Annotated in this window: 18 protein-coding genes and 1 tRNA gene; 13 read left to right on the forward strand and 6 right to left on the reverse strand. The window is 40.5% G+C overall.

The features are described 5' to 3' along the window. The first annotated feature begins 384 nt into the window (after positions 1 to 384). The gene (locus AAC854_RS15315) at positions 385 to 2,325 is read left to right on the forward strand and encodes a DNA topoisomerase III (RefSeq protein ID WP_340617866.1); all 1,941 of its coding nucleotides are present in this window, start codon (positions 385 to 387) and stop codon (positions 2,323 to 2,325) included. 61 nt (positions 2,326 to 2,386) lie between these two features. On the opposite strand, the gene xthA is transcribed toward AAC854_RS15315, so the two are convergent. Further along, entirely contained in the window at positions 2,387 to 3,193 is an 807-nt protein-coding gene (gene xthA / locus AAC854_RS15320) for an exodeoxyribonuclease III (protein ID WP_340617867.1), read from the reverse strand. A gap of 650 nt (positions 3,194 to 3,843) precedes the next feature. Between xthA and AAC854_RS15325 the strand changes: the two genes are divergently transcribed. Next, positions 3,844 to 4,707 carry a helix-turn-helix domain-containing protein gene (locus AAC854_RS15325; RefSeq protein ID WP_340617868.1) on the forward strand — a complete coding sequence of 288 codons (864 nt, stop codon included), beginning with the start codon at positions 3,844 to 3,846 and terminating at the stop codon, positions 4,705 to 4,707. A 453-nt stretch (positions 4,708 to 5,160) separates the two neighbouring features. Here the strand turns inward: AAC854_RS15325 and AAC854_RS15330 are convergent. The 3 genes from AAC854_RS15330 to AAC854_RS15340 all read right to left on the reverse strand — a co-directional run bounded on the left by AAC854_RS15330 (position 5,161) and on the right by AAC854_RS15340 (position 6,777). After that, positions 5,161 to 5,245 (reverse strand) — tRNA-Tyr (locus AAC854_RS15330). A gap of 154 nt (positions 5,246 to 5,399) precedes the next feature. After that, the gene (purU, locus tag AAC854_RS15335; RefSeq protein WP_340617869.1) at positions 5,400 to 6,248 is read right to left on the reverse strand and encodes a formyltetrahydrofolate deformylase; all 849 of its coding nucleotides are present in this window, start codon (positions 6,246 to 6,248) and stop codon (positions 5,400 to 5,402) included. 67 nt (positions 6,249 to 6,315) lie between these two features. Then, positions 6,316 to 6,777, reverse strand: a complete 462-nt coding sequence (locus AAC854_RS15340) for a YchJ family protein (RefSeq protein WP_340617870.1) — start codon at positions 6,775 to 6,777, stop codon at positions 6,316 to 6,318. Between the two features lie 688 nt (positions 6,778 to 7,465). Here AAC854_RS15340 and galU point away from each other — a divergent pair. From galU to AAC854_RS15355, 3 genes are read left to right on the forward strand one after another with little or no spacing between them, the layout of a single operon-like run. Beyond that, the gene (galU, locus tag AAC854_RS15345) at positions 7,466 to 8,383 is read left to right on the forward strand and encodes a UTP--glucose-1-phosphate uridylyltransferase GalU (protein ID WP_340617871.1); all 918 of its coding nucleotides are present in this window, start codon (positions 7,466 to 7,468) and stop codon (positions 8,381 to 8,383) included. Positions 8,384 to 8,407: 24 nt separating this feature from the next. Next, positions 8,408 to 9,751: a UDP-glucose dehydrogenase family protein gene (locus AAC854_RS15350; protein ID WP_340617872.1), complete on the forward strand. Its 1,344-nt coding sequence runs from the start codon at positions 8,408 to 8,410 to the stop codon at positions 9,749 to 9,751. Positions 9,752 to 9,759: 8 nt separating this feature from the next. After that, positions 9,760 to 10,770: an NAD-dependent epimerase gene (locus tag AAC854_RS15355; protein WP_340617873.1), complete on the forward strand. Its 1,011-nt coding sequence runs from the start codon at positions 9,760 to 9,762 to the stop codon at positions 10,768 to 10,770. Positions 10,771 to 11,000: 230 nt separating this feature from the next. Here AAC854_RS15355 and hns read toward each other — a convergent pair whose 3' ends face one another. Further along, positions 11,001 to 11,402 carry a histone-like nucleoid-structuring protein H-NS gene (gene hns, locus AAC854_RS15360; RefSeq protein ID WP_340617874.1) on the reverse strand — a complete coding sequence of 134 codons (402 nt, stop codon included), beginning with the start codon at positions 11,400 to 11,402 and terminating at the stop codon, positions 11,001 to 11,003. A gap of 646 nt (positions 11,403 to 12,048) precedes the next feature. Here hns and AAC854_RS15365 point away from each other — a divergent pair. Beyond that, positions 12,049 to 12,645 (forward strand): thymidine kinase, encoded by a 597-nt coding sequence (locus AAC854_RS15365; protein ID WP_099114826.1) that lies wholly within the window; start codon positions 12,049 to 12,051, stop codon positions 12,643 to 12,645. Between the two features lie 118 nt (positions 12,646 to 12,763). On the opposite strand, the gene adhE is transcribed toward AAC854_RS15365, so the two are convergent. Further along, entirely contained in the window at positions 12,764 to 15,427 is a 2,664-nt protein-coding gene (gene adhE, locus AAC854_RS15370; RefSeq protein WP_340617875.1) for a bifunctional acetaldehyde-CoA/alcohol dehydrogenase, read from the reverse strand. Between the two features lie 487 nt (positions 15,428 to 15,914). Between adhE and AAC854_RS15375 the strand changes: the two genes are divergently transcribed. The 7 genes from AAC854_RS15375 to oppF all read left to right on the forward strand — a co-directional run bounded on the left by AAC854_RS15375 (position 15,915) and on the right by oppF (position 24,513). After that, positions 15,915 to 16,559, forward strand: a complete 645-nt coding sequence (locus AAC854_RS15375; RefSeq protein WP_340617876.1) for a YchE family NAAT transporter — start codon at positions 15,915 to 15,917, stop codon at positions 16,557 to 16,559. A gap of 607 nt (positions 16,560 to 17,166) precedes the next feature. Next, the gene (locus AAC854_RS15380) at positions 17,167 to 18,807 is read left to right on the forward strand and encodes an ABC transporter substrate-binding protein (RefSeq protein ID WP_340617877.1); all 1,641 of its coding nucleotides are present in this window, start codon (positions 17,167 to 17,169) and stop codon (positions 18,805 to 18,807) included. Between the two features lie 124 nt (positions 18,808 to 18,931). Beyond that, positions 18,932 to 20,578 carry an oligopeptide ABC transporter substrate-binding protein OppA gene (oppA, locus tag AAC854_RS15385; RefSeq protein ID WP_340617878.1) on the forward strand — a complete coding sequence of 549 codons (1,647 nt, stop codon included), beginning with the start codon at positions 18,932 to 18,934 and terminating at the stop codon, positions 20,576 to 20,578. Between the two features lie 85 nt (positions 20,579 to 20,663). Further along, a complete protein-coding gene (gene oppB, locus AAC854_RS15390) occupies positions 20,664 to 21,584 on the forward strand; it encodes an oligopeptide ABC transporter permease OppB (protein WP_340617879.1) in 921 nt (306 codons plus the stop codon). A gap of 14 nt (positions 21,585 to 21,598) precedes the next feature. Next, positions 21,599 to 22,507 carry an oligopeptide ABC transporter permease OppC gene (gene oppC, locus AAC854_RS15395; RefSeq protein WP_340617880.1) on the forward strand — a complete coding sequence of 303 codons (909 nt, stop codon included), beginning with the start codon at positions 21,599 to 21,601 and terminating at the stop codon, positions 22,505 to 22,507. A 9-nt stretch (positions 22,508 to 22,516) separates the two neighbouring features. Further along, a complete protein-coding gene (gene oppD, locus AAC854_RS15400; RefSeq protein WP_340617881.1) occupies positions 22,517 to 23,515 on the forward strand; it encodes an ABC transporter ATP-binding protein in 999 nt (332 codons plus the stop codon). Further along, positions 23,512 to 24,513: a murein tripeptide/oligopeptide ABC transporter ATP binding protein OppF gene (gene oppF, locus AAC854_RS15405; protein WP_340617882.1), complete on the forward strand. Its 1,002-nt coding sequence runs from the start codon at positions 23,512 to 23,514 to the stop codon at positions 24,511 to 24,513. Before oppD ends, oppF begins: the two co-directional genes overlap by 4 nt. The last annotated feature ends 166 nt before the right edge of the window (positions 24,514 to 24,679 follow it).

Consider the following 24,679-nt stretch of genomic DNA (forward strand, 5'->3'; position numbering starts at 1 on the left):
ACAGGCTTCATCCTTGATTTTGATATTAGTTTGGCGACGATTATCAGATCATAAATGAAGCCTTTTTTCTATCTAAAATATACGGTTACTGCTTAAGATCCTGTATATGAATGTGGCTATAACAGATTTATGACTGCGTTCCGGCAATGGCAAACGTTCTCTTGTCATTGATATTAATCATGTATCCGTGAATATCTGTACTATTTCCCCGAACGATTGGTTCACACACTGTTTCGTGATGTGAATACCTCAAAGTTGTGGCAAGCATAAAATATGTCTAATACTATAGGAGCGGCTATCCGAGTAAGGGAAGTTTAGAAAATTTGTTGAAATAATATGATGTATTTAAAGTATATTTTTTACAGGTAAATATTGAATAATTCCATGCGTCTTTTTATTGCAGAAAAACCCAGCCTAGCGAGAGCTATAGCGGATGTGTTACCGAAACCTCATCGGCGTGGGGATGGGTTTATAGAGTGCGGTAATAATCAGTTTGTTACCTGGTGTGTTGGTCATCTATTGGAGCAGGCTGAGCCAGATGCTTACGATACCCGTTATGCCCGCTGGGTATTGGCTGATTTACCAATCATTCCTGAAAAATGGCAGTTAAAGCCACGGGCTGACGTGGCTAAGCAGCTCAAAACAATTAAATCCCTACTGGAAAGGGCGAACGAAATTGTCCATGCAGGTGACCCGGATCGTGAAGGGCAATTGCTGGTGGATGAAGTGCTGGATTTTTTAGCGCTGGATAAGGAAAAAAAGCAAAATGTCCAACGTTGCCTGATTAATGACTTGAATCCTCAGGCAGTCACAAAAGCTATTGAACGTCTGAGAAGCAACAGGGAATTTGTTCCCTTGTGTGTTTCTGCACTTGCCAGAGCGAGAGCAGATTGGCTTTATGGCATCAATATGACCCGTGCTTATACGTTGTTGGGACAGAATGCAGGTTATCAGGGGGTGTTATCTGTTGGGCGTGTTCAAACACCCGTTTTAGGGTTAGTTGTTCGTCGTGATGAAGAAATAGAACATTTTGTGCCGAAAGATTTTTTTGAGGTTAAAGCACATATTGTCACGCCAAATGAAGATCGGTTTACGGCATTATGGCAGCCAAGTGAATCATGCATCGATTTTCAGGACGAGGAAGGAAGGGTAATTCACCGTCCATTAGCAGAGCATGTTGTAGCGCGTATTACGGGGCAACCTGCCTATGTCACAGCCTATCAGGATAAGCGGGAGTCAGAAACTGCACCATTGCCATTTTCGCTTTCTTCCCTGCAGATTGAAGCAGCCAAGCGTTTTGGTTTGAGTGCTCAAGAAGTCCTTGATATTTGCCAGCGGCTCTATGAAACCCATAAGTTGATTACTTATCCACGCTCGGACTGTCGTTATTTACCAGAAGAACATTTTGCAGGGCGTCATGCGGTCCTGAATGCTGTCTCAGTGCATGCTGCACATTTGCTTCCTCAAGATGCTTTGGATGTGGATAAAAAAAATCGTTGTTGGGATGATAAGAAAGTTGATGCGCACCATGCAATTGTTCCTACTGCCCGCAGTAGCCAAATTAATTTGACAGATAATGAAAGTCATATTTATGGCTTAGTTGCTCGGCAATATCTGATGCAATTTTTCCCTGATGCGGTATTCCGTAAATGTACGATTGAACTCGATATTGCAGGCGGAAAATTTATCGCTAAAGCACGTTTTTTGGCAGAGGCGGGCTGGAGAACTTTGCTTGGTAACAAGGAGCGAGATGAAGAGAACGAAGGCACTCCATTACCGATTGTTGCTAAAGGCGATGAGCTTTTGTGTGAGAAGGGGGAAGTGGTGGAAAGGCAGACACAACCGCCACGACCTTTTACTGATGCAACATTATTGTCTGCAATGACGGGTATCGCCCGGTTTGTTCAGGATAAGGCATTGAAAAAGGTTCTGAGGGCAACCGACGGTTTAGGTACGGAAGCAACCCGGGCAGGGATTATTGAGCTGCTATTTAAACGGGAATTTTTATATAAAAAAGGACGTCATATTCATGCCACTCCTGCGGGGCGAGCGTTGATTCATGTATTACCGGATATGGCTGTATTACCCGATATGACAGCACATTGGGAATCCCGACTGACGCAAATCAGCGAAAAGCAATTCCGCTATCAGGATTTTATGCTGCCTCTTCAGGAGACGTTGCAACAATTAATCTGGCAGGCAAAACAATACCGGAATTTGAAGGCGTTCAGGGATTTACCCCCTGCTCCTGCAAAAGGTAAAAAAGGGAAACAGACAAAATCCCGCCAGAGTAAGACAAAGGCAGATAAAGCTAATCAGACATAATCAACGTGATAACATAGACATAGCACCATAATTAATGGTGCTATGTTTCATAATTTGGTAATTATATTTCAAATTCTGTCCAGACAGGAGCGTGATCAGACGGTTTTTCCATGCTGCGAATAGCATAATCAATGCCTGAAGAGATACACCGTTCTGCTAAGGATTGGCTGGCAAGCAACAAATCAATGCGTAATCCGCGATTATCATTAAACCCTTTTGAGCGATAATCAAACCAAGAGAATTGGTCATTGATTTCGGGATGTTTAGCCCGGAATGTATCGATTAAGCCCCAGTTCTTAAGGCGTTCCATCCACTCTCTTTCTTCTGGCAGGAAAGAGCATTTCCCCGTTTTTAACCAGCGTTTTTGATTGTTTTCTCCGATTCCTATATCAAGATCAGTTGGGCTGATATTCATATCTCCCATGATCAGAATATGTGATTCCGGAGTATGGTGATTTACTAAGTAGGATTGCAGATCCTGATAAAAATTTTCTTTTGCCGGAAATTTGACTGGATGATCACGACTTTCTCCTTGAGGAAAATAGCCGTTGATTACAGTTAATAAACCGAATGGTGTTTCGAGATCAGCCATAATGATACGACGTTGTGCATCTTCATCATCTGTAGGGAAACCCTTACGAACTTCTATGGGTTGCTGGCGGGTAAGCAAGGCAACACCATAGTGTGATTTTTGACCGTGATAGAAAACGTGATAGCCCAGTTTGCTCACTTCTTCTAAGGGAAACATTTCATCATGAACTTTTATTTCCTGCAATCCGATCACATCTGGTTGGTGTTGTTCAACAATGGCAGCAAGTTGATGAGGGCGTGCTCGCAATCCATTAATATTGAATGAGATAAATTTCATATCGTTATAATCACCTTGAGAATATACTTGTTTTTAATGTTAACAGATATAAATAAAGATGTAACTATTTATTAAATAATAAATTTTACCTAACTATCTTGATATCTCGCTATTTTACTCCTATATGTAATACTATTATGAGAATAATACTCTCGCTACCCTAAATTTAAAGTGTCGAATCGTTTTATAAATAATAAAAAACACAAAATTAACAAGTAATGAATTAATGGATTTATGATAATTCACTAGTTTTAATATGTTATATTAAACACGCGATATTATAATTTTCGTGAGGTTTTTTATGCTTTGAATTTATTTTATGTTGTGCGTTACAAAAATTAATTAATGAAAAAGTAGAAGAGTTAATCAATCTCTGATAGAAATTTGGACTTGTAGGTCATGGTTATATTTATTAATGGCTTACAATCACGGTGGAATATTCATCATGATATAGATGAATTATATAGTTCATCTAAACCGCATTATTGCATCAGGGACTGGCATTTTATATAAATGTCATTTGAAAAATATCTATTTTTATTGTACAAAACTATACCTTCATAATATCAAGTTTGATTTAGCGGTTACCTGATGAGAAGGCCATTTCAAGGAAATTATTTTAGCCACAAGTTACATAGGAACGGTGAATTATGTTTTTTTCTCGTAAATTAGAAGCATTCATGGCGGTGGTGGAAATGGGTTCTTTAAGCAAGGCGGCAAGAGTGATGAACCGTACGACTCCCCCAGTCGCTAAATCAATTAAAGACTTTGAAGCGACGTTAGGAAAGCGCTTATTTAAAAGGGAGAAGTTTGGGATGATTCTGACCAAAGACGGAGTGGAGTTATATAATGACCTGAAAGAGCTCTATTTGAAAGAGAAAGAAATTACAAAGAAACACATCAGTGGGAGTATTTGTAATGTGGTAAATATATACCATGATTGGGGTAAGAAAAAGCATCTGATTTCGCTTTATAAAGCAGCGGACAGAAATAATGCTCAAGTAAATATATTACGCTTCAGTTATGATAACATTGATGAAATAGTTGACTATGAGGGTAATACGATAATTTTAAGTTCAGAAAAAGTGCTTAGCGATAGATTCAGTCTTGTACGGAAAATTGATGGGCCAAATTTAGGGATCTGCTGCCGTAAAGAGTTATTGAATGAAGTGAATGGGGACGTTACTCAATTACTGAAAAAGAGAACATGGTTATGTGATCCCGTACTCTACAAAGGCAATTTGATAAAAAGTTTGGAAGAGGAAATGATAAAAAATGGAGAAAAAGTCAATATTCGACAGATGGACAATATAGAATGCTGTCTTAATTTTATTCAGTCATCTGATTATATTTGTATTACAGATTCCCACTCCGGCGCATTGGAAGAGGGAGAAAGCTTAGGCTTCATTCCAATATCACGACCTGATGCAGTGAATCAGTGTTATGTCTACAAATCAAAGTCTCATTCAAGCGTGTTAAATCGTTTCATCGACTCTGTTAGCGATATGGAGTAGCCGATTGCATAAGCGGAGCGAACATCCAGATTTCCCAGCTCCGCTATTGGTACTTAATCCAGATGCGTTTATTGCTTTTGTAATGCATTCAGGGCTTGGGGTAGATTTTTGATGGTGGTGAGGAAGGGTGATTCGTCATTTTGTTCCTCACCTTCGGATTAGCACATCACACACGCCACATGATTTACTCCATTATCTCAACACTTCATTATCTCATTTCATGTAATTCTATACGCTATAGGCATTATCATTACCCTGTACTTAATTCGAATCTTGTGAGAAAGGTTTTGGGACTTCTCTAAAGCAGGATATGTGCGCTATTGCCTGATGGAGGTTGTGTCTGATGGGGATTGGAGGTGATTCTCTGATAGTGGTGGCCGAAGGTTCTTGTCCTTCCCGGAAGCAGGATATATTTAATTATTGGGTGATATTAAAGTAAGGATGACTCTTTGATGGTGGTGGGGGAAGGATTCGAACCTTCGAAGTCTGTGACGGCAGATTTACAGTCTGCTCCCTTTGGCCGCTCGGGAACCCCACCAGATTTTTGAATTGTTCGCTGTCGTTAGCAGCGGACGGCATAATATCAAATAAGCCGCCGCTGTAAAGTAGTTTATTGAAAATAAAGTATCGAACGATGTTTTTTTAAACCTTATGAGCGGATTATGCTCTATCGTTCAATAACTTCTTACTTTTTAAAGGATAATAGTGCGGTTACCATATACAAAGACACGTTGAGAAAAAACAGAGTGCAATGCCTGGCTCAAAACATTTTTTTCAACATCTCGTCCTGCACGCATCATCTCTTCCGCAGTGTAAGTGTGATCCACATTAATGACATCCTGAGTAATAATTGGGCCTTCGTCCAAGCTATCATTTACATAATGAGCAGTAGCGCCAATAATTTTCACACCACGCTCATAAGCCTGATGATAAGGACGTGCACCGATAAATGCCGGTAAGAATGAATGATGGATGTTGATGATTTGGTTTGGATAATGCTGAACAAATGCTGGTGTTAAAACACGCATGTATTTAGCGAGCACAACATAATCAGGTCCATATTGATCGATTTGAGCCATTAGCGCTTCATCATGTTGCTCACGAGTTAAACCTTCATGGCTAATGTAATGGAATGGAATGCCGAATTGTTCAACCAAGTGTTGCAGAGTTGTGTGATTGCCGATAACAGCAGCAATTTCAACATCCAGTCCACCATAGGCGCTTTTTACTAAGATATCGCCAATACAATGCGCTTCTTTTGTTACCATGATAACGATACGACGACGACCGGCTGTATTTAATTCGCGGTTTGAACCGATCGGCAGGGCATCATCCAAATCTGCCAGAAGTGTTTCATCGTTGAAAATACCCTCTAGCTCTGTGCGCATAAAAAAACGTCCAGTACAATGATCTACAAATTCATTGTTTTGAACGATATTTAATTGATGCTTGTAACAAATATTTGTGATTTTTGCGATTAATCCTTTAGCGTCAGGACAGATTGTACGCAAGATTTTTTTTTGTATGTTTGTGTTTTGCATGGATTACGAGATCCCCGAATATTCTTCACTACCTGTGAATTGTTATGTTTAATACTCAAATACTGATTTATTCACAGCACTTCTTGTATTTTTTGCCTGAACCACACGGACAAGGGCTATTACGGCCTGTCTGAGGGCGAACGCCATCGATATAAAACCAGCGTTGTTCAATGCGCAAAAAACGCGAACGCTCATGAATCAATTGCCTATCTTGCTTTCCTTGTTCAATAAAGCAAGCTGAAAATTCAACATAGGCCTCGTCATTATGTTTACCTTCGCTCGTATCAAGAACGTTCAGCCCCAGCCATTGTACGCCCGCGAAACTTTTCTCTATTTCTGCACGCCAATTTTCAGCCTGACAATCAGGATGCCAAGTAGCGATAAGGTAGTCTGCATTTTGCGTAACATAAGCACTATATCTGGAACGCATCAAATATTCGGCATTCGGAGCAGGGCGATGATTTTCGAGATAGGGGCTACAACAATGAGTGAAAGGCGAACCACTGCCGCAGGAACACATGTTTGTCAAAATAACTCCAATTATTCAAAGTGGTTGCTGTCAATATGAGCAATATTGCAAAGATATGTAAAAATATAATAAATGTAAGAGAATAATAAATAATACAGGTCTGTCGGACTATCATTGGCAGATGATACTCGAATATGGGCAACTGTCGCAATGCTTGCTAAGTGCCTGCCATGGTGGAACAGGGCTTGAATATGATCATCACGGATGATTTTGAAATTATTAGTTATATAACTCTCTATAGAGAAAACATTTGATTGCTGCCAACCAGATTAAATACATATATTAAGTTCCGTAATTATTAGAAACCGTGAGATAACAAATTGCCTTCGTTGTACTGAAGAATATTCATTCAATTTAAATCGGTGCGCACAGTCCTTTTGGGTAATACAGTTCTTTTACTAATACTGCGCATAGCATAATAGAAATAAAATTGATGTTTTTTTCATCTCTTTATCAGTTGATTTATAACATTTATGTATCATTTTATCGTGATACTAAATATTGAATCACTGAAGTGTGATTAAATGTTTTCGTGCTGTATATCTAGTTGAATTAACTGGTATACTCATGCGCGTTATTTTTGCAAGTACGATTTTCTTCACACATACAATTTTTTTAGGGCGTTAATGCTATTGTTTAAGCTGTAAAGGATTTTCTCAGTGACAACAGAGCAGTAGGAGACAATGTAATGTCAGTAATAAATAAAAAGGTAAAAAAGGCTGTTATACCCGTTGCTGGTTTGGGAACTCGGATGTTACCAGCCACGAAGGCCATTCCTAAAGAAATGCTCCCTCTTGTGGATAAACCACTTATTCAGTATGTCGTCAATGAATGTATCCAGGCGGGCATTAATGAAATTATTCTGGTTACGCATTCATCCAAAAACTCTATAGAAAACCATTTTGATACCAGCTTTGAACTGGAAGCGATTCTTGAGAAAAGAGTGAAACGCCAGTTATTAGATGAAATACAGTCTATTTGCCCAAGGCATGTGACCATTATGCAGACCCGCCAAGGGATTGCAAAAGGGTTGGGGCATGCCGTGCTATGCGCCAAACCGCTTATTGGTAATGAGCCATTTGCGGTGATTTTGCCAGATGTTATTTTGGATGAATATAGTACTGATTTATCAAAATATAATTTGAGCGAAATGTTATCACGCTTTAATAGTAGTGGGGCAAGCCAAATTCTGGTTGAACCTGTTCCTGTAGAAAATGTTTCGGATTATGGTATCGTCGATTGTTTAGGCGAAGAACTAAAACCGGGTGATAGCAAACCTATTGTTCGCGTTGTTGAAAAGCCAAAACCAGAAGAAGCACCATCAAATCTTTCTATTGTTGGGCGCTATGTATTATCTGCAAATATTTGGCCGTTATTGGCAAAAACTGCACCAGGTGCAGGAGATGAAATACAATTGACAGATGCAATTGCCATGCTGATGGAAAAAGAACCTGTTGAGGCTTATCACTTGCAGGGACGTAGCCACGATTGTGGTAATAAATTAGGTTATATGCAGGCATTTGTTGAATATGGCATGAAACATAAGGAACTGGGTAAATTATTCACGGATTGGGTCATGACTTTGCAAAATCGGAATGAAAAATAATCTACTGGTGATTTAAGGTGTGATATGAAAGTTACTGTATTTGGTATTGGCTATGTGGGCTTAGTTCAGGCAACCGTGTTTGCGGAAGTCGGGCATGATGTACTTTGTGTCGACGTTGATGCAAAAAAAGTCGAGAACCTGAAAAATGGTCAGATCCCTATTTTTGAACCGGGTTTGACGCCTTTGGTAAAGAAAAATTATGCAGAAGGACGTCTGAATTTTACAACGGATGCCAAAGCCGGTATTGCTCATGGCAAATTACAGTTTATTGCAGTAGGAACACCTCCTGATGAAGATGGATCAGCCGATCTTCAATATGTCACTGCGGTAGCCAGAACCATCGCGGAAAATATGGATGGCTATAAAGTCGTTGTTGACAAATCAACAGTACCAGTGGGCACGGCTGATAAAGTCAGGGCAGTGATGCAGGCAACATTGGCAGAACGCAATGTAGAACTTCCGTTCGATGTTGTCTCTAACCCTGAATTTTTGAAAGAAGGTGCGGCAATTGCCGATTGCATGCGACCTGAACGCATAATCATTGGTTGTGATAACGAAGATGTAGTTGAGGTAATGCGTGAACTCTATGAACCCTTTAATCGTAACCACGATCGCATGATAGTCATGGATATTCGCAGTGCTGAACTGACTAAATATGCAGCTAACTGTATGTTGGCAACCAAAATTAGCTTTATGAATGAAATTGCTAATCTGGCAGAGATATTGGGAGCGGACATTGAAAATGTACGTCAGGGAATAGGTTCTGATTCACGCATCGGATATCACTTTATTTACCCTGGATGTGGATATGGTGGCTCATGTTTCCCAAAAGATGTTCAGGCATTGATTCGTACTTCTGAACAAATTGGATATACGCCAAAAATTCTTCAGGCCGTTGAGCAGGTTAACGAAAAACAGAAAACAAAATTGCCTACTTTTGTAAAACGTCATTTTGGTAATGATTTATCTGGTAAAACATTCGCTATTTGGGGCTTATCGTTTAAGCCTAATACGGATGATATGCGTGAAGCATCGAGTCGTGTCTTGATGGAAACATTATGGGAATGTGGCGCTAAAATACATGCGTATGACCCAGAAGCCATGCAGGAGGCCCACCGTATTTATGGACAGCGTGACGATCTTTCTTTAATGGGTACCAAAGAGGCAGCATTAAAGGGTGCTGATGCTTTGATTATATGTACAGAATGGCAAAACTTCAGAGCGCCTGATTTTGATGTGATTAAGGATTCATTAAAAACGCCAGTGATTTTTGATGGACGTAATCTTTATGATCCTGAACGCCTGCAATCGCGTGGATTTACATACTATGGCATTGGGCGCGGGGCCTCAATCAATCCGGTTATTTGAGTTATTATATGAAATTTTTAGTTACAGGTTCCGCTGGTTTTATTGGTTTTCATGTTAGCCAGCGATTATTGAATATGGGGTATGAGGTTGTCGGTATCGATAACCTCAATGATTATTATGATGTTAATTTAAAACAGGCAAGATTAAATTTATTACTCCCTTATTCGAATTTCAAATTTGAAAAATTAGATTTGTCCGATAGAGTTGCCATCCCGGAATTGTTTGCTAAGCATCAATTTCAGCGGGTTATCCATTTGGGTGCTCAACCTGGCGTGCGTTATTCTATACAAAATCCATTGGCATATATTGATGCCAATATCATCGGTCATATCAATATTCTTGAAGGATGCCGCCATAATCATGTGGAACACTTATTATATGCATCTTCAAGTTCAGTATATGGTTTAAATAGAAAGCAGCCATTCTCTACTGATGATTCTGTTGATCACCCTGTTTCTTTATATGCAGCAACGAAAAAAGCTGATGAACTAATGTCTCACAGTTATTCGCATCTTTATCACCTTCCTACTACCGGGTTGAGATTTTTTACCGTATATGGGCCATGGGGACGCCCTGACATGGCTTTATTTAAATTTGCTAAAGCTATGCTAGAAGGCAAAGCAATCGATATTTATAACCATGGTAATATGGTGAGGGATTTCACATATATCGATGATATTGTTGAATCTATAATCAGATTACAAGCTGTCATTCCTGCTTCTAATAAAAACTGGTCAGTTGAAGGTGGGCAAATATCTGCCAGTTCTGCACCATACCGTGTTTACAATATCGGTAACGGTCAACCGACAAAGCTGGGGGATTTTATTGAAGCCATTGAAGATTCATTAGGAATTGAAGCAAAGAAAAACTTTATGGAAATTCAGGATGGCGATGTGTTATCAACATGCGCAGATTCTAGTGAGCTTTACGATAAAATTGGCTTTTTACCCGATACTCCGGTGAAGGAAGGGGTAAAACGCTTTGTTGATTGGTACTTAGACTTTTATCGGGCAGCGTAGTGGTGAAATAAAAAAGGAGCTAATCGCTCCTTTTTTATCAGTTTATGTTAATAAAAAACTAAGTTAGTGTTAAATTCTTCTTTAGCACATGAGAATATGAAAGCGACTTAGTCGTTAATATAAATCTCTGTATTTTTACATCAGCCAGTAATTAACTTAGTTATATTAAGCATAAAAACAAAAATACCCCTTATAGGGTATTTTTGTGATTGAGTCTAGAAAACAACTGATTAGATCAGGAAATCGTCCAGTGTTTTGCCTTCTTCATCAATTGCTTTCTTGATTACAGCTGGTGTACGGCCTTGACCGGTCCAGGTTTTAGTTTCACCTTCGTCAACGTATGAATATTTAGCTGGGCGTGCAGCACGTTTAGATTTACTAGTAGATTTACCGCTTAAAGCGTCTACTAAATCACTTAATTCAATACCGTCTTTTTCCAACATTTCACGGTATTCTTGAAGTTTACGTGTGCGCTCTTCTATTTGTGCACGAGCATGGCTTTCTTCATCGCGACGTTCTTCAACAACAGTCGTAAGTTTTTCCAGCATTTCTTCTAAAGTAGTAAGTTCACATTCTCTTGCTTGTGCGCGCAAGGTACGGATGTTATTTAAGGATTTTAAATTTTCGCTCATTGTCCTGGTCTCAAATTATAATGATGATGGCTGATGTAGGGATAATAATAGAATGCTATTTTATTTTCTGCAATAGTGAATTTACTTTCTCAGGCTAAAACATGTCATTTTAAAATGCAATTTTTTTGATAATCGATATATTGTGTTTTAATCACGCTATTGAGATTGCCATTTTTCAATAAGCATTGAGGACGGATTACTGTAAAGTTGAGTAAGGGATAAACTGAGACGTATAAAACTAATTTATAGTCAATCTGTAAGAAACGTTAACTTTTCTTCTGGAAATAAGCTGAAGAGTTTAGTGTAAGCTGAAAGTTTTTTATGGGTAATCTATTGGTTATGATTATAGTGACCGAATTGAACAAAAGTAAACCACTATGATTATTAATATGCAAAGAGTGGAAAGATAAATAACTATTTCTTTTTGATGTTAATTTCGTTCATTTGTCATGCAGAATGTGCTTGTGTGCTGATTTTATATGCGCAAATGTGATGATTATCATGAAAATAATATTTTCTCATTTGTTCTAATTTGTTTCTGCTAGCCCACATTTAGCAATAACAGGGAGTAATCCCAATCTGAGTTTATGGTAAACTTACCGCGATATACCGACTGATTAAATTTGACAAAAGGATGGACGGGCCAATGGCTCAGCTTTATTTTTATTATTCTGCCATGAATGCAGGGAAATCAACTTCCTTATTGCAATCATCCTATAACTATAACGAAAGAGGAATGAGGACGCTGATTTTTACAGCGGAAATCGATACTCGGTTCGGTAAAGGAAAGGTAAGTTCCCGTATTGGCTTATCCGCTGAAGCTTTGCTGTTTTCACCAGAAAAAAATATTGCCGAGCTTATCAGAAGTGAAAATGAGGCGGAAAAAGTTCATTGTGTTTTGATTGATGAATGCCAATTCTTGACGAAAGAACATGTCGAACAGCTATGTGAAATTGTAGATTATGATGATATCCCTGTTCTTTGTTATGGCCTGAGAACCGATTTCCAAGGGGAGTTATTCAGTGGAAGCGAATATCTTCTCGCATGGTCAGATAAATTGGTGGAGTTGAAAACAATTTGCCATTGTGGGAGAAAAGCCAGCCGTGTATTGCGCTTTGGCAGCGATGGGAACGTTGTTTACGATGGGGCTCAGGTTGATATTGGTGGTAATGAAAAGTACGTTTCAGTGTGCCGTAAGCACTATAGTGACGTTATTCGTGAGGCTAAGGCAAAAAAAGCTTAATACGGCAAACGTTGCGATCCAATAATGGGCATAAAGTTATTGGGCCAGGTAAATGACATAATAAAAAAGGCGTTAGGGTAACCCTAACGCCTTTTAAGTTACATCAGCCTATCATTTATTATTGTTTCTTATTATTTTTTCTATTTGGTTTTATTGCCTCCTGAGATCCGTTTTGTTCTACGAACTCACGGCCATAGAAAGAATCCAATAGCAATTGCTTCAATTCAGAAATTAATGGATAACGTGGATTGGCCCCAGTGCATTGGTCATCGAAGGCATCTTCTGCGAGTTTGTCAATTTTTGCCAGAAAGTCAGCTTCCTGAACACCTGTTTCGCGGATAGAAGCGGGAATGCCTAACTGAGATTTCATCTCTTCTAGCCAAGCCAGTAGTTTTTCAATTTTTGCAGCAGTACGATCACCTGATGCGGTTAATCCCAAATGATCTGCAATTTCTGCATAGCGACGTCGCGCCTGTGGACGGTCGTATTGACTGAATGCGGTTTGTTTTGTTGGGTTGTCATTCGCGTTGTAGCGAATCACATTGCAGATTAACAGCGCATTGGCTAAACCGTGTGGAATATGGAATTCGGAGCCAAGTTTATGGGCCATGGAGTGGCATACGCCTAAAAAGGCATTGGCAAAAGCAATGCCGGCAATGGTCGCGGCATTATGGACACGTTCACGAGCAACAGGATTCTTTGCACCTTCGTGGTAGCTGGCAGGCAGAAAATCTTTCAGTAGCTTCAGTGCCTGCAGGGCTTGTCCATCAGAATATTCATTAGCCAGAACAGAAACATAGGCTTCCAATGCGTGGGTTACTGCATCCAGACCACCAAAAGCACACAGGGATTTTGGCATGTCCATAACTAAATTGGCATCGACAATCGCCATATCAGGAGTCAGTGCATAGTCTGCCAATGGGTATTTTTGCCCGGTTACGTCATCAGTAACAACTGCAAAAGGCGTTACTTCTGAACCTGTTCCTGAAGTTGTGGTAATAGCAACCATTTTGGCTTTTACACCCATTTTCGGGAACTTGTAGATGCGTTTACGGATATCCATAAAGCGCAGGGCCAGTTCTTCAAAATGTGTTTCTGGATGCTCATACATCACCCACATAATTTTGGCCGCGTCCATAGGGGAGCCGCCACCAAGAGCAATAATGACATCAGGTTTAAACAGATGCATTTGCTCAGCGCCTTTACGGACGATACTCAAAGTAGGGTCTGCTTCAACTTCGAAAAAGACTTCAGTTTCTATACCGTAAGATTTCAATACATTGATAACCTGATCGGCATAGCCGTTATTGAATAAGAAGCGGTCTGTAACAATAAAAGCACGCTTTGTGCCGTCTGTAGCGACTTCTTCCAACGCAATAGGCAGAGAACCGCGTCGGAAATAGATTGATTTTGGAAGTTTATGCCACAACATATTTTCGGCTCTTTTAGCGACTGTTTTCGTATTGATCAGATGTTTTGGCCCCACATTTTCGGAAATGGAGTTACCGCCCCAAGAACCACAACCCAGCGTCAGAGAAGGGGATAGCTTGAAGTTATACAAATCGCCGATTCCACCTTGGGATGCCGGTGTGTTAATCAAGATACGGGCAGTCTTCATTTTATCGCCGAAATATTTAATGCGTTCAGCCTGATTATCTTGTTCAGTATAGAGGCATGAAGTATGCCCAATACCGCCCATCTCAACTAATCTCTCAGCTTTTTCAACGGCATCCTCAAAGCCTTTACCACGGTACATAGCAAGTAGCGGCGATAATTTTTCATGAGCAAAAGGTTCAGTCTCATCGGCCAGCGTGACTTCACCGATGAGAATTTTAGTATTTTCTGGCACATTAACACCGGCCATTTCAGCAATGTTTGTTGCTGGCTGACCAACAATTGCGGCATTTAAATTACCATTTTTTAAAATAATATCTTGGACAGCCTTCAGTTCTTTTCCTTGCAGGATATATCCACCGTGAGTTGAAAAACGTTCACGAACTTGCTCATAAACAGCATCAACAACAATCACTGATTGCTCCGAGGCACAAATCACCCCATTATCGAAGGTTTTTGACATCAAAATTGAGGCGACGGCACGTTTGATATCTGCTGATTCGTCAATGACCACAGGGGTATTACCGGCGCCGACACCAATTGCAGGTTTGCCTGAACTATAGGCCACTTTCACCATGCCAGGGCCACCGGTTGCTAAAATCAAATTAATATCAGGGTGATGCATTAACGCATTTGAAAGCTCGACAGAAGGTTCATCTATCCAGCCAATGATGTCTTTTGGCGCTCCTGCTTCAACTGCTGCCTTTAAGACGATTTCGGCTGCTTTATTGGTTGCCTTTTTAGCCCGTGGATGAGGAGAGAAAATAATGCCATTCCGGGTTTTCAGGCTGATAAGTGCCTTGAAAATAGCCGTAGATGTCGGGTTTGTTGTTGGAACGATACCGCAAATTAGGCCAATAGGCTCCGCAATAGTAATGGTACCGAACGTATTATCTTCAGATAAAATACCGCAGGTTTTATCATCTTTATAGGCGTTATAAATATACTCAGAAGCAAAATGATTTTTGATCACTTTGTCTTCCACTATTCCCATTCCAGATTCAGACACTGCTAATTTTGCCAGTGGAATACGGGCATCTGCGGCAGCAAGGGCAGCAGCACGAAAAATCCGATCAACTTGTTCCTGAGAAAAGTTAGCAAATTCATGTTGGGCTTTTTTTACGCGAGCAACTAATTCATTGAGTTCGGCAAGTTGAGTTACAGCCATAAAAATTACTCCTGATAAATGTTAAATTTTTTAAGGCAATTAGCTGCGAGATTATTAAATTATCAAATAGTGTAATGGGATTAATCTTTTGGATTAATCAAAAATACGGCTAATTGACTTAAAAAATTGCTTAATGAAATGATTGATATAGGAATAATTCCTTGTCTTGAAATTTTACGGTGAATACAGCTTACCATTTGCAGGCTTTTATATTGTGATTTAGATCATGAAAACATTAAGCTGACACAATTCAGCTTTTGTTTTTGGTATCAATTCCCAGTTGATATATTTGTATGAATTTAAATGTTCAATTAACTAATTCAATACAATTTATTAACTTTATTTTTATTGTATTTCTTATTGGTAGGCCAAACTTTTTGGTAAAAATTACCGAATTAGTTGATTTAACGTAACGAATTAGTCTCGATCTACTGTATTGTTAGATATTGCTATAAGTTTTATTTATTTGTATGGGAAGGGGCTAATTGTGGGTGAGTCATTACTGGGGCTTTCTGGATATATTAAATTTTTTATGGGATTGTTTGCATTAGTCAACCCGGTTGGCGTTTTACCTGTTTTCATTAGTATGACTAATTATCAGACACCTGCGGGACGTAATAAAACCAATTTTATAGCAAACTTATCTGTTGCCATTATCTTATGTATTTCATTATTGGTTGGTGATTCTATCCTCTTTGTGTTTGGTATTTCAATAGACTCGTTTCGTATAGCGGGTGGGATGTTGATAGTTACAATTGCAGTAGCGATGATTAATGGCAAGTTGGGAGAAGATAAACAAAATAAGCTGGAAAAATCGGAAGCAGCGGTGAGGAGTAGTGTTGCTGTTGTGCCATTGGCGTTACCTCTTATGGCAGGGCCAGGGGCGATTAGTTCTTGTATGGTATGGAGCGCCCGCTATCAAGGATGGCCAAATTATTTTGGATTGGCATTAACCAGTGTGCTATTTGCTTTTTGTTGCTGGTTGTTATTCCGTTCAGCATCTTTGTTGGTGAAGTTTTTGGGGCAGACCGGCATTAATGTGATTACCCGAATTATGGGATTATTGTTAATGTCGTTAGGTGTTGAATTTATTGTCACAGGAGTAAAAGCGCTGTTCCCAGGGTTATTATGATACAGTCAAGATCACTTATGGATTTATTTAAAACATTAATGTAATAAGTTGAAGATATTTTACTCAAATAGAGAGTAAGGCAGCCAAAAATCAATCAATAGATGACCAATTAAAACACCATTGGTCAATAACATCATTTCGACTAATTTCTTAAAAATCTTTGCTCATATTTTATTCATTTTTAGTCTGATTACCTCAAAACAATACTGTAATTTTCCACACTATTTTACTTTTTATAATTTTATCTGAATCGATAGCTTGTCTGGCTATTTTGTGATGAAGGTGGATTTTTACTCTGTGGTGATTGCATTTTGTTAAAATAATGTTTATTTTCTCTTGTGATCGCATTTTATGATCATTGCCTTAGGATAACAAAATAAAACCTAATGTTATCACAGCATTACATCAATATTATGAATGAATTGTATACAAGGGTAACGAATAATCTTAATCCTTTAATAAATTTATTATAAAAACTATATAACAATTATTATGTGAGCATAGATTTTTAGTAGGTTAATTCGGGCTTGTTAACGGAATAAGTTAATTATTGGGGGTTAGTAGATTAAAAACGATTCATTTGCTGTTTATCACTTGGAGGAAAAAAATGAGAAAAAAACCATCAAAGTTGAGTCAGTTGATTTCGAGTATCGTTTTATTATCGGTTCCTGCCGTACAGGGAATTGCAGCGACTATTCCAGCAGGGATCACGCTAGCCGAAAAACAAGAAATAACCGTTAACAATGGTGTTGAAGTCACTTCACTAGATCCGCATAAAGTTGAAGGTGGCCCAGAAACGACCGTTATCCGTAATTTGTTGGAAGGGTTGGTAACGACAGGCCCAAATGGCGAGACAATTCCGGGTGTGTCAGAAAGGTGGGAAAATGAAGGTTATAAGGTGTGGACATTCTATTTACGTAAAGATGCCAAATGGAGCGATGGTAAGCCCGTTACTGCACAGGATTTTGTCTACAGTTGGCGTCGCTTGGCCGATCCAAACACGGGGTCACCTTATACCAGTTATTTGCAATATGCTTATATTCAGAATGTCGATGAAATTTTAAAGGGAACGAAGTCACCGGATCAATTGGGCGTCAAGGCGCTGGATGATCGCCGTTTCCAAGTAACCCTCACCCATCCAGTTCCCTATCTTGTTGATATGTTAAGCCATACAGCAGTAAAACCCGTCAGGCAGGATGCAGTAGAAAAATGGGGTAATAAGTGGACGTTACCAGAAAATTATATTGGTAATGGTGCTTATATTTTGAAAGATTGGGTAGTTAATGAGCGAATTGTTTTAACGCGTAACCCTCAGTATTGGAATAATAAAGAAACCATCATTGAAAAGGGTACTTTCCTGCCGATTGTTTCAGGAATCAGCGATGTTAACCGCTATCGCAGCGGGGAAGTGGATATTACTGACAATGCTATTCCCCCCGATCTGTATAAAAAAATGAAACGGGATATTCCCGACCAACTGCAAGTTTCACCCTACCTGTGCACGTTTTACTATGAAATCAATAATCAAAAACCTCTGTTTAAAGATAAACGGGTACGGGAAGCCATAAAACTGAGCCTTGACCGGGATATTATTGTTGAAAGGATTATGGGGCAGGGACAAATTCCTGCGTATGGTTTCAGCCCGACTTATATTGGTAGCGGCCTGACGATTAATCCCGAATGGGCAAGCTGGACACAAGAGCAACGCAATCAGCGGGCAAGGGAATTGTTGAAAGAAGCGGGTTTTGATGCCCGTAATCCTCTGAAATTTACCTTGCTATACAACACATCAGAGCAGAACAAACAACAAGCCATTGCTGCGGCTTCTATGTGGCAGAAAAATATTGGTGCAAAAGTCACTCTGCAAAATCAGGAGTGGAAAACTTCTCTCCAGAATCGCCATCAGGGACATTTTGATATCGCAAGAGCGACATGGTGTGGTGACTATAATGAACCTTCTTCTTTCCTGAACATATTGTTGTCAACGAGCAGTAATAATACCACCTTCTATCAAAGTGAGGCTTTTGATAATTATCTTAGCCAGGCACTTGTTGCTAAAGATGGAGCAGCCCGTAAGGAGCTTTATCAGAAGGCTGAGGCTCAACTCGATAAAGACTCTGGGCTGATACCAATTTATTACCGTGTCAGCGTACGCCTTATTCGTCCGACGGTTGGGGGAATGACAGGAAAAGACCCCCTCGATTATGTCGATTTAAAGAATCTGTATATTAAAAAAGCGACTAACTGATCGTTATCACAAAATATTATCTTGCTGTAAACAAAATAGTTCCTTTAGGGGACGAACAACAACCGTTCTAATGCGTGGATATCGCATTCATGGGTCAGATGATATTAACTGGAGTAACAATAAGATGGTAAACACAACAAAGAAAAGACTTGCTCTTGGCATTACAGTAGCACTAGGGGTAATGATGGGGGGGCAGGCTTTTGCAGCGCAAGTGCCTGCCGGCGTGCAACTGGCAGATGCTGCAAAACAGGTACTGGTTCGCAATAATGGCTCTGAACCGCAATCACTGGACCCTCATAAAATTGAAGGTGTTCCTGAATCCAACATTGCCCGAGATTTGTTTGAAACTTTGATAATTAATGACCCTGATGGAAAAATCATACCGGGTGTTGCAGTTAGCTGGGAACATAATCAGGACTTCAAAGTTTGGAAATTTCATCTGCGTAAAGATGCGAAATGGTCCAATGGAGACCCTGTTACTGCGCAGGACTTTGTTTATAGTTGGCGTCGTTTGGTAGATCCAAATACTGCATCTCCTTATGCAAGTTTCATGCAATATCTCCATCTTCTGAATGTTGATGATATCATCAGAGGAAAGCAAAAACCGGAAATGTTGGGTATCAAGGCATTGGATGATCATACTTTGGAATTGACACTCAGTGAGCCTGTCCCTTATTTAGTTAGATTGCTTGTTCATACAAGTACATCACCAGTCCATCGTGGAACCGTAGAAAAATATGGTGAGAGATGGACACAACCACAGAATTTTGTTGGCAATGGCGCTTATAAATTAAAAGACTGGGTGATCAATGAACGTCTTGTTTTCGAGCGTAGCCCGACTTATTGGGATGATAAAAATACGGTCATTAACCAGGTCACTGTTTTGCCTATTTCTTCTGAAGTCACGGATGTTAACCGTTACCGTGCTGGCGAGATTGAGATGAGCTATGACAATTTACCGATTGAATTATTCCAAAAGCTAAAAAAAGAAATTCCTGAACAGTTGCGTATTAACCCGAAATTGTGCACTTATTACTACGAAATTAATAACGAGAAGCCGCCATTTAATGATCCACGTGTACGTACCGCACTGAAGCTGGGTATGGACCGCGATATTATGACTAATAAAGTGAAAAATCAGGGTGATATACCTGCTTATGGTTATACACCACCTTATATCGCCGATTTTAAAGATGAAAAACCAGATTGGTATACCAAACTAAATCAGCAACAGCGTAACGAAGAAGCGAAAAAACTTTTGGCAGAAGCCGGGTTTACCAAAGACAATCCCCTGAAAATTAAGTTACTGTACAACACTTCCGATCTGCATAAAAAATTAGCCATTGCTGCTGCTTCCATCTGGAAAAAAAATATCGGTGTTGATGTTTCTCTCGAAAACCAGGAATGGAAAACCTTCCTTGATTCCCGCCATCAAGGCAACTATGACATTGCCCGTGCCGGATGGTGTGCTGACTATAATGAAGCCTCTACTTTCTTGAATCCTATGTTATCCAATAGTAGTAACAATACAGCGCATTATAAGAGCAAAGAATTTGATGCGTTAATGAAACGTTCACTTCAAACAAAAACTGATGAAGAACGTGCTGAAATTTACGCCAAAGCGAATGCTCAATTAGATAAAGATTCTGCAATTGTTCCAATCTACTACTATACCAATTCTCATTTAGTGAAGCCTTATGTTGGTGGCTATACCGGCAAAGATCCATTGGATAACTTCCATGCGAAGGATATGTACATAATAAAACACTAGGAATCAGTAGGTGGCCCAATCTATTGGGTCGCCTGCTTGTCAGATAATTAAAAGCCATGGTTTGGCTAAACAATAGGAACGGGCAATGCTAAAGTTTATTTTACGCCGCTGCTTAGAGGCGATCCCGACACTTTTTATTCTCATTACTATTTCGTTTTTTATGATGCGGCTTGCACCGGGTAGCCCATTTACAGGGGAAAGGAAGCTACCGCCGGAAGTTATGGCAAATATTGAAGCGAAATACCATTTGAATGACCCTATTTATAAACAATATTTCAATTACTTAATCCAACTTTCCAAAGGGGATTTCGGCCCTTCGTTCAAATATAAAGACTACAGTGTTAATGATCTGGTTGCAGAAGCGCTGCCAGTTTCGGCTAAATTGGGACTTGCTGCCTTTGTTATGGCAGTCATATTTGGGGTCAGTGCGGGGGTTATTGCGGCATTAAATCAGAATACAAAATGGGACTATACGGTCATGGGGTTTGCCATGACGGGGGTTGTTATCCCCAGCTTCGTGGTTGCTCCCTTATTAGTGCTTATATTTGCCATTACCTTAAAATGGTTGCCGGGGGGAGGCTGGAATGGCGGGGCACCTAAATATATGCTTCTGCCGATGGTTGCTCTTTCTCTCTCTTATATTGCCAGCATATCCCGTATCACCCGCGGTTCTATGATCGAAGTCTTGCATTCCAACTTTATTCGCACAGCACGGGCCAAGGGTTTGCCATTGCGGAAGATTATTTTCCGCCATGCGTTAAAACCCGCTCTGTTACCCGTCATTTCTTATATGGGACCTGCATTTGTAGGTATTATTACAGGTTCAATGGTCATTGAAACTATCTTCGGTTTACCGGGCCTGGGTCAATTGTTTGTTAATGGCGCATTAAATCGTGACTACTCACTGGTACTCAGTTTGACAATTCTGGTGGGAGGATTAACCATCATGTTTAATGCCATCGTTGATGTGCTGTATGCCGTCATTGATCCGAAAATTCGTTACTGAGACGGGAGCACGCAATGTTACTGAATAAAAAAAGTAGCGAGGCTCTGGAAAATTTTTCGGAGCAGCTAGAAATTGAAGGCCGCAGTTTGTGGCAGGATGCACGTCGTCGTTTTATGCATAACAAAGCAGCGATTACGAGCTTATGTATTTTATTTCTGATTACATTATTTGTGATTTTAGCGCCAATGTTGTCCCAATTTGCCTACGATGATACAGATTGGAACATGATGACGATGCCACCGGATTTTGAATCCAGCCACTATTTTGGCACCGACTCATCAGGGCGTGATTTATTGGTGCGTGTTGCCATTGGCGGACGAATTTCGTTGATGGTGGGGATTGCCGCGGCCTTGATTGCCGTGTTATTCGGCACTCTGTATGGCGCAATGTCAGGCTATCTTGGCGGTAAAATTGATATGGTCATGATGCGCCTGTTAGAAATCCTCAACTCTTTTCCATTCATGTTTTTCGTTATCCTTCTGGTCACTTTTTTTGGTCAGAACATCCTGTTAATTTTCGTTGCGATAGGCATGGTGTCATGGCTGGATATGGCACGTATCGTCCGGGGTCAGACATTGAGCTTAAAGCGCAAGGAATTCATTGAAGCCGCTTTGGTTTGTGGTGTTTCTACCCGCCATATTGTTTTACGCCACATCGTACCAAACGTATTAGGTGTTGTGGTGGTTTATGCCTCATTACTCGTACCCAGCATGATCCTGTTTGAATCCTTCTTGAGCTTCCTTGGCTTGGGAACTCAGGAGCCGCTCAGTAGTTGGGGAGCTTTGTTAAGCGATGGCGCTAATTCTATGGAAGTCGCTCCATGGTTATTGTTATTTCCGGCAGGCTTTCTGGTAATGACCCTGTTTTGTTTTAACTTTATTGGTGACGGCCTGCGCGATGCCCTCGATCCGAAAGACCGTTAAGGAGAGCCTATGAATATCATAGAAACTGCAAAAAATACTGAATCACTCTTGTCGGTGAAAGACTTGAATGTGACATTCAGCACTCCTGATGGCAACGTGACTGCCGTGAATAAACTGAATTTTGACTTACAGGCAGGAGAAACACTGGGGATCGTGGGGGAATCTGGTTCTGGTAAATCTCAGACTGCATTTGCATTAATGGGATTATTGGCCAGTAATGGTTCTGTCAGTGGCTCTGCTAACTTTAATGGGCGAGAAATTCTCAATTTGCAGGAAAAAGAGTTAAACAGAATGCGGGCAGAAGAGATCTCGATGATATTTCAAGATCCCATGACTTCCCTCAATCCTTATATGCGAGTTGATGAACAATTAATTGAAGTGCTGATGCTGCATAAGAATATGAGTAAAAGCGAAGCCTTCGAAGAATCTATTCGTATGCTGGATGCGGTCAAGATGCCAGAGGCGCGTAAGCGGATGAAAATGTACCCGCATGAATTCTCTGGTGGTATGCGTCAGCGCGTCATGATTGCCATGGCATTACTGTGCCAGCCTAAGTTATTGATTGCAGATGAACCGACAACTGCGCTGGATGTGACAGTTCAGGCGCAAATCATGACATTACTTAATGAACTGAAAGAAGAATTCAATACCGCCATTATCATGATTACCCACGATTTGGGTGTAGTGGCAGGTATCTGTGACAAAGTATTGGTGATGTATGCAGGGAGAACGATGGAATATGGCACGGCGCGCGACATATTTTATCATCCCACACATCCATACACCATCGGGCTATTGAACGCCGTTCCTCGTTTGGATGGTGATGAAGAATCACTGGCGACCATTCAGGGTAACCCTCCCAACTTGTTGCGTTTGCCGAAAGGATGCCCATTCCAGCCACGTTGTCAGTTTGCCACTGAGCGTTGTGCCCATGAAGAACCACAGTTGGAAAAATTTAACCTTGGGCGTTTGCGTGCCTGCTTTAAACCCCAGGAGGAATTAGTATGAGCACAATAGCTGAAAAACGTGTCCTATTGGAAGTCGATGATCTTAAAGTTTATTTTGATATCAAAGATGGAAAACAATGGTTCTGGCAGCCGGCTCAAACCTTAAAAGCCGTAGATGGTGTGACCTTGAGATTATACGAAGGTGAAACACTGGGCGTCGTGGGTGAATCTGGTTGTGGAAAGTCAACGCTTGCCAGAGCCGTTATTGGGCTGGTGAAAGCCTCTGGCGGGTCAGTAACGTGGCTCGGGCAGAACCTGTTGGAAATGGGTGACAAGCAATGGCGGGATATTCGCAACGATATTCAGATGATTTTCCAAGATCCTTTGGCATCGTTGAACCCGCGTATGACCATTGGTGACATTATTGCTGAGCCATTGAAAACGTATTACCCCAAAATGAAGGGCGGGGAAATAAAAGAAAAAGTGAAACAGATGATGATGCGGGTAGGGTTATTGCCTAATCTGATTAACCGCTATCCTCATGAGTTTTCAGGCGGACAGTGCCAACGTATTGGGATTGCCCGTGCTTTGATCCTGGAGCCTAAATTAGTTATCTGTGATGAACCCGTTTCTGCACTGGATGTTTCCATTCAGGCGCAAGTTATTAACCTATTGCAGGAGTTGCAGCGGGGAATGGGGCTTTCCCTGATATTTATTGCGCATGACCTATCGATAGTGAAACACATATCAGATAGGGTATTGGTGATGTACTTGGGGAATGCGGTAGAATTGGGAACGTATGATGAGGTTTATCATAATCCGTTGCATCCTTATACCAAGGCACTGATGTCGGCAGTACCGGTTCCTGATCCAGACAAAGAGCGCAACAAACATATTGAATTGCTGGAAGGGGAATTGCCTTCACCGATTGATCCCCCATCCGGGTGTGTATTCCGCACCCGCTGTCCAATGGCAGATGCGGAATGTGCTAAGACCCGTCCATTGCTTGAAGGTAGCTTTAAGCATGCGGTGTCTTGTCTCAAAGTTGATCCGCTATAGTGAATGGTGCGGAAAACATACATCATGTGACACTGTCACTGATTTAAACTGATATAAATAAGTATCCCCCGGCATAGCCGGGGGTTTTTCATATGCGCCTATAAGGCTTTCTTACCAGCCGCGCCCTAACAGGCGCATCGCAATCTGACATTTGCATTCTATGGAT

This window comes from Xenorhabdus entomophaga (genome assembly GCF_037996725.1).
In the GTDB taxonomy this organism is placed as follows: domain Bacteria; phylum Pseudomonadota; class Gammaproteobacteria; order Enterobacterales; family Enterobacteriaceae; genus Xenorhabdus; species Xenorhabdus khoisanae.

Excerpts from the sequence above, each read along its gene's own strand:
- AAC854_RS15315 (WP_340617866.1), top strand. The coding sequence starts at position 385 with ATGCGTCTTTTTATTGCAGAAAAACCCAGCCTAGCGAGAGCTATAGCG.
- xthA (WP_340617867.1), bottom strand. The coding sequence starts at position 3,193 with ATGAAATTTATCTCATTCAATATTAATGGATTGCGAGCACGCCCTCAT.
- AAC854_RS15325 (WP_340617868.1), top strand. The coding sequence starts at position 3,844 with ATGTTTTTTTCTCGTAAATTAGAAGCATTCATGGCGGTGGTGGAAATG.
- purU (WP_340617869.1), bottom strand. The coding sequence starts at position 6,248 with ATGCAAAACACAAACATACAAAAAAAAATCTTGCGTACAATCTGTCCT.
- galU (WP_340617871.1), top strand. The coding sequence starts at position 7,466 with ATGTCAGTAATAAATAAAAAGGTAAAAAAGGCTGTTATACCCGTTGCT.
- AAC854_RS15350 (WP_340617872.1), top strand. The coding sequence starts at position 8,408 with ATGAAAGTTACTGTATTTGGTATTGGCTATGTGGGCTTAGTTCAGGCA.
- AAC854_RS15355 (WP_340617873.1), top strand. The coding sequence starts at position 9,760 with ATGAAATTTTTAGTTACAGGTTCCGCTGGTTTTATTGGTTTTCATGTT.
- hns (WP_340617874.1), bottom strand. The coding sequence starts at position 11,402 with ATGAGCGAAAATTTAAAATCCTTAAATAACATCCGTACCTTGCGCGCA.
- AAC854_RS15365 (WP_099114826.1), top strand. The coding sequence starts at position 12,049 with ATGGCTCAGCTTTATTTTTATTATTCTGCCATGAATGCAGGGAAATCA.
- adhE (WP_340617875.1), bottom strand. The coding sequence starts at position 15,427 with ATGGCTGTAACTCAACTTGCCGAACTCAATGAATTAGTTGCTCGCGTA.
- AAC854_RS15380 (WP_340617877.1), top strand. The coding sequence starts at position 17,167 with ATGAGAAAAAAACCATCAAAGTTGAGTCAGTTGATTTCGAGTATCGTT.
- oppA (WP_340617878.1), top strand. The coding sequence starts at position 18,932 with ATGGTAAACACAACAAAGAAAAGACTTGCTCTTGGCATTACAGTAGCA.
- oppB (WP_340617879.1), top strand. The coding sequence starts at position 20,664 with ATGCTAAAGTTTATTTTACGCCGCTGCTTAGAGGCGATCCCGACACTT.
- oppC (WP_340617880.1), top strand. The coding sequence starts at position 21,599 with ATGTTACTGAATAAAAAAAGTAGCGAGGCTCTGGAAAATTTTTCGGAG.
- oppD (WP_340617881.1), top strand. The coding sequence starts at position 22,517 with ATGAATATCATAGAAACTGCAAAAAATACTGAATCACTCTTGTCGGTG.
- oppF (WP_340617882.1), top strand. The coding sequence starts at position 23,512 with ATGAGCACAATAGCTGAAAAACGTGTCCTATTGGAAGTCGATGATCTT.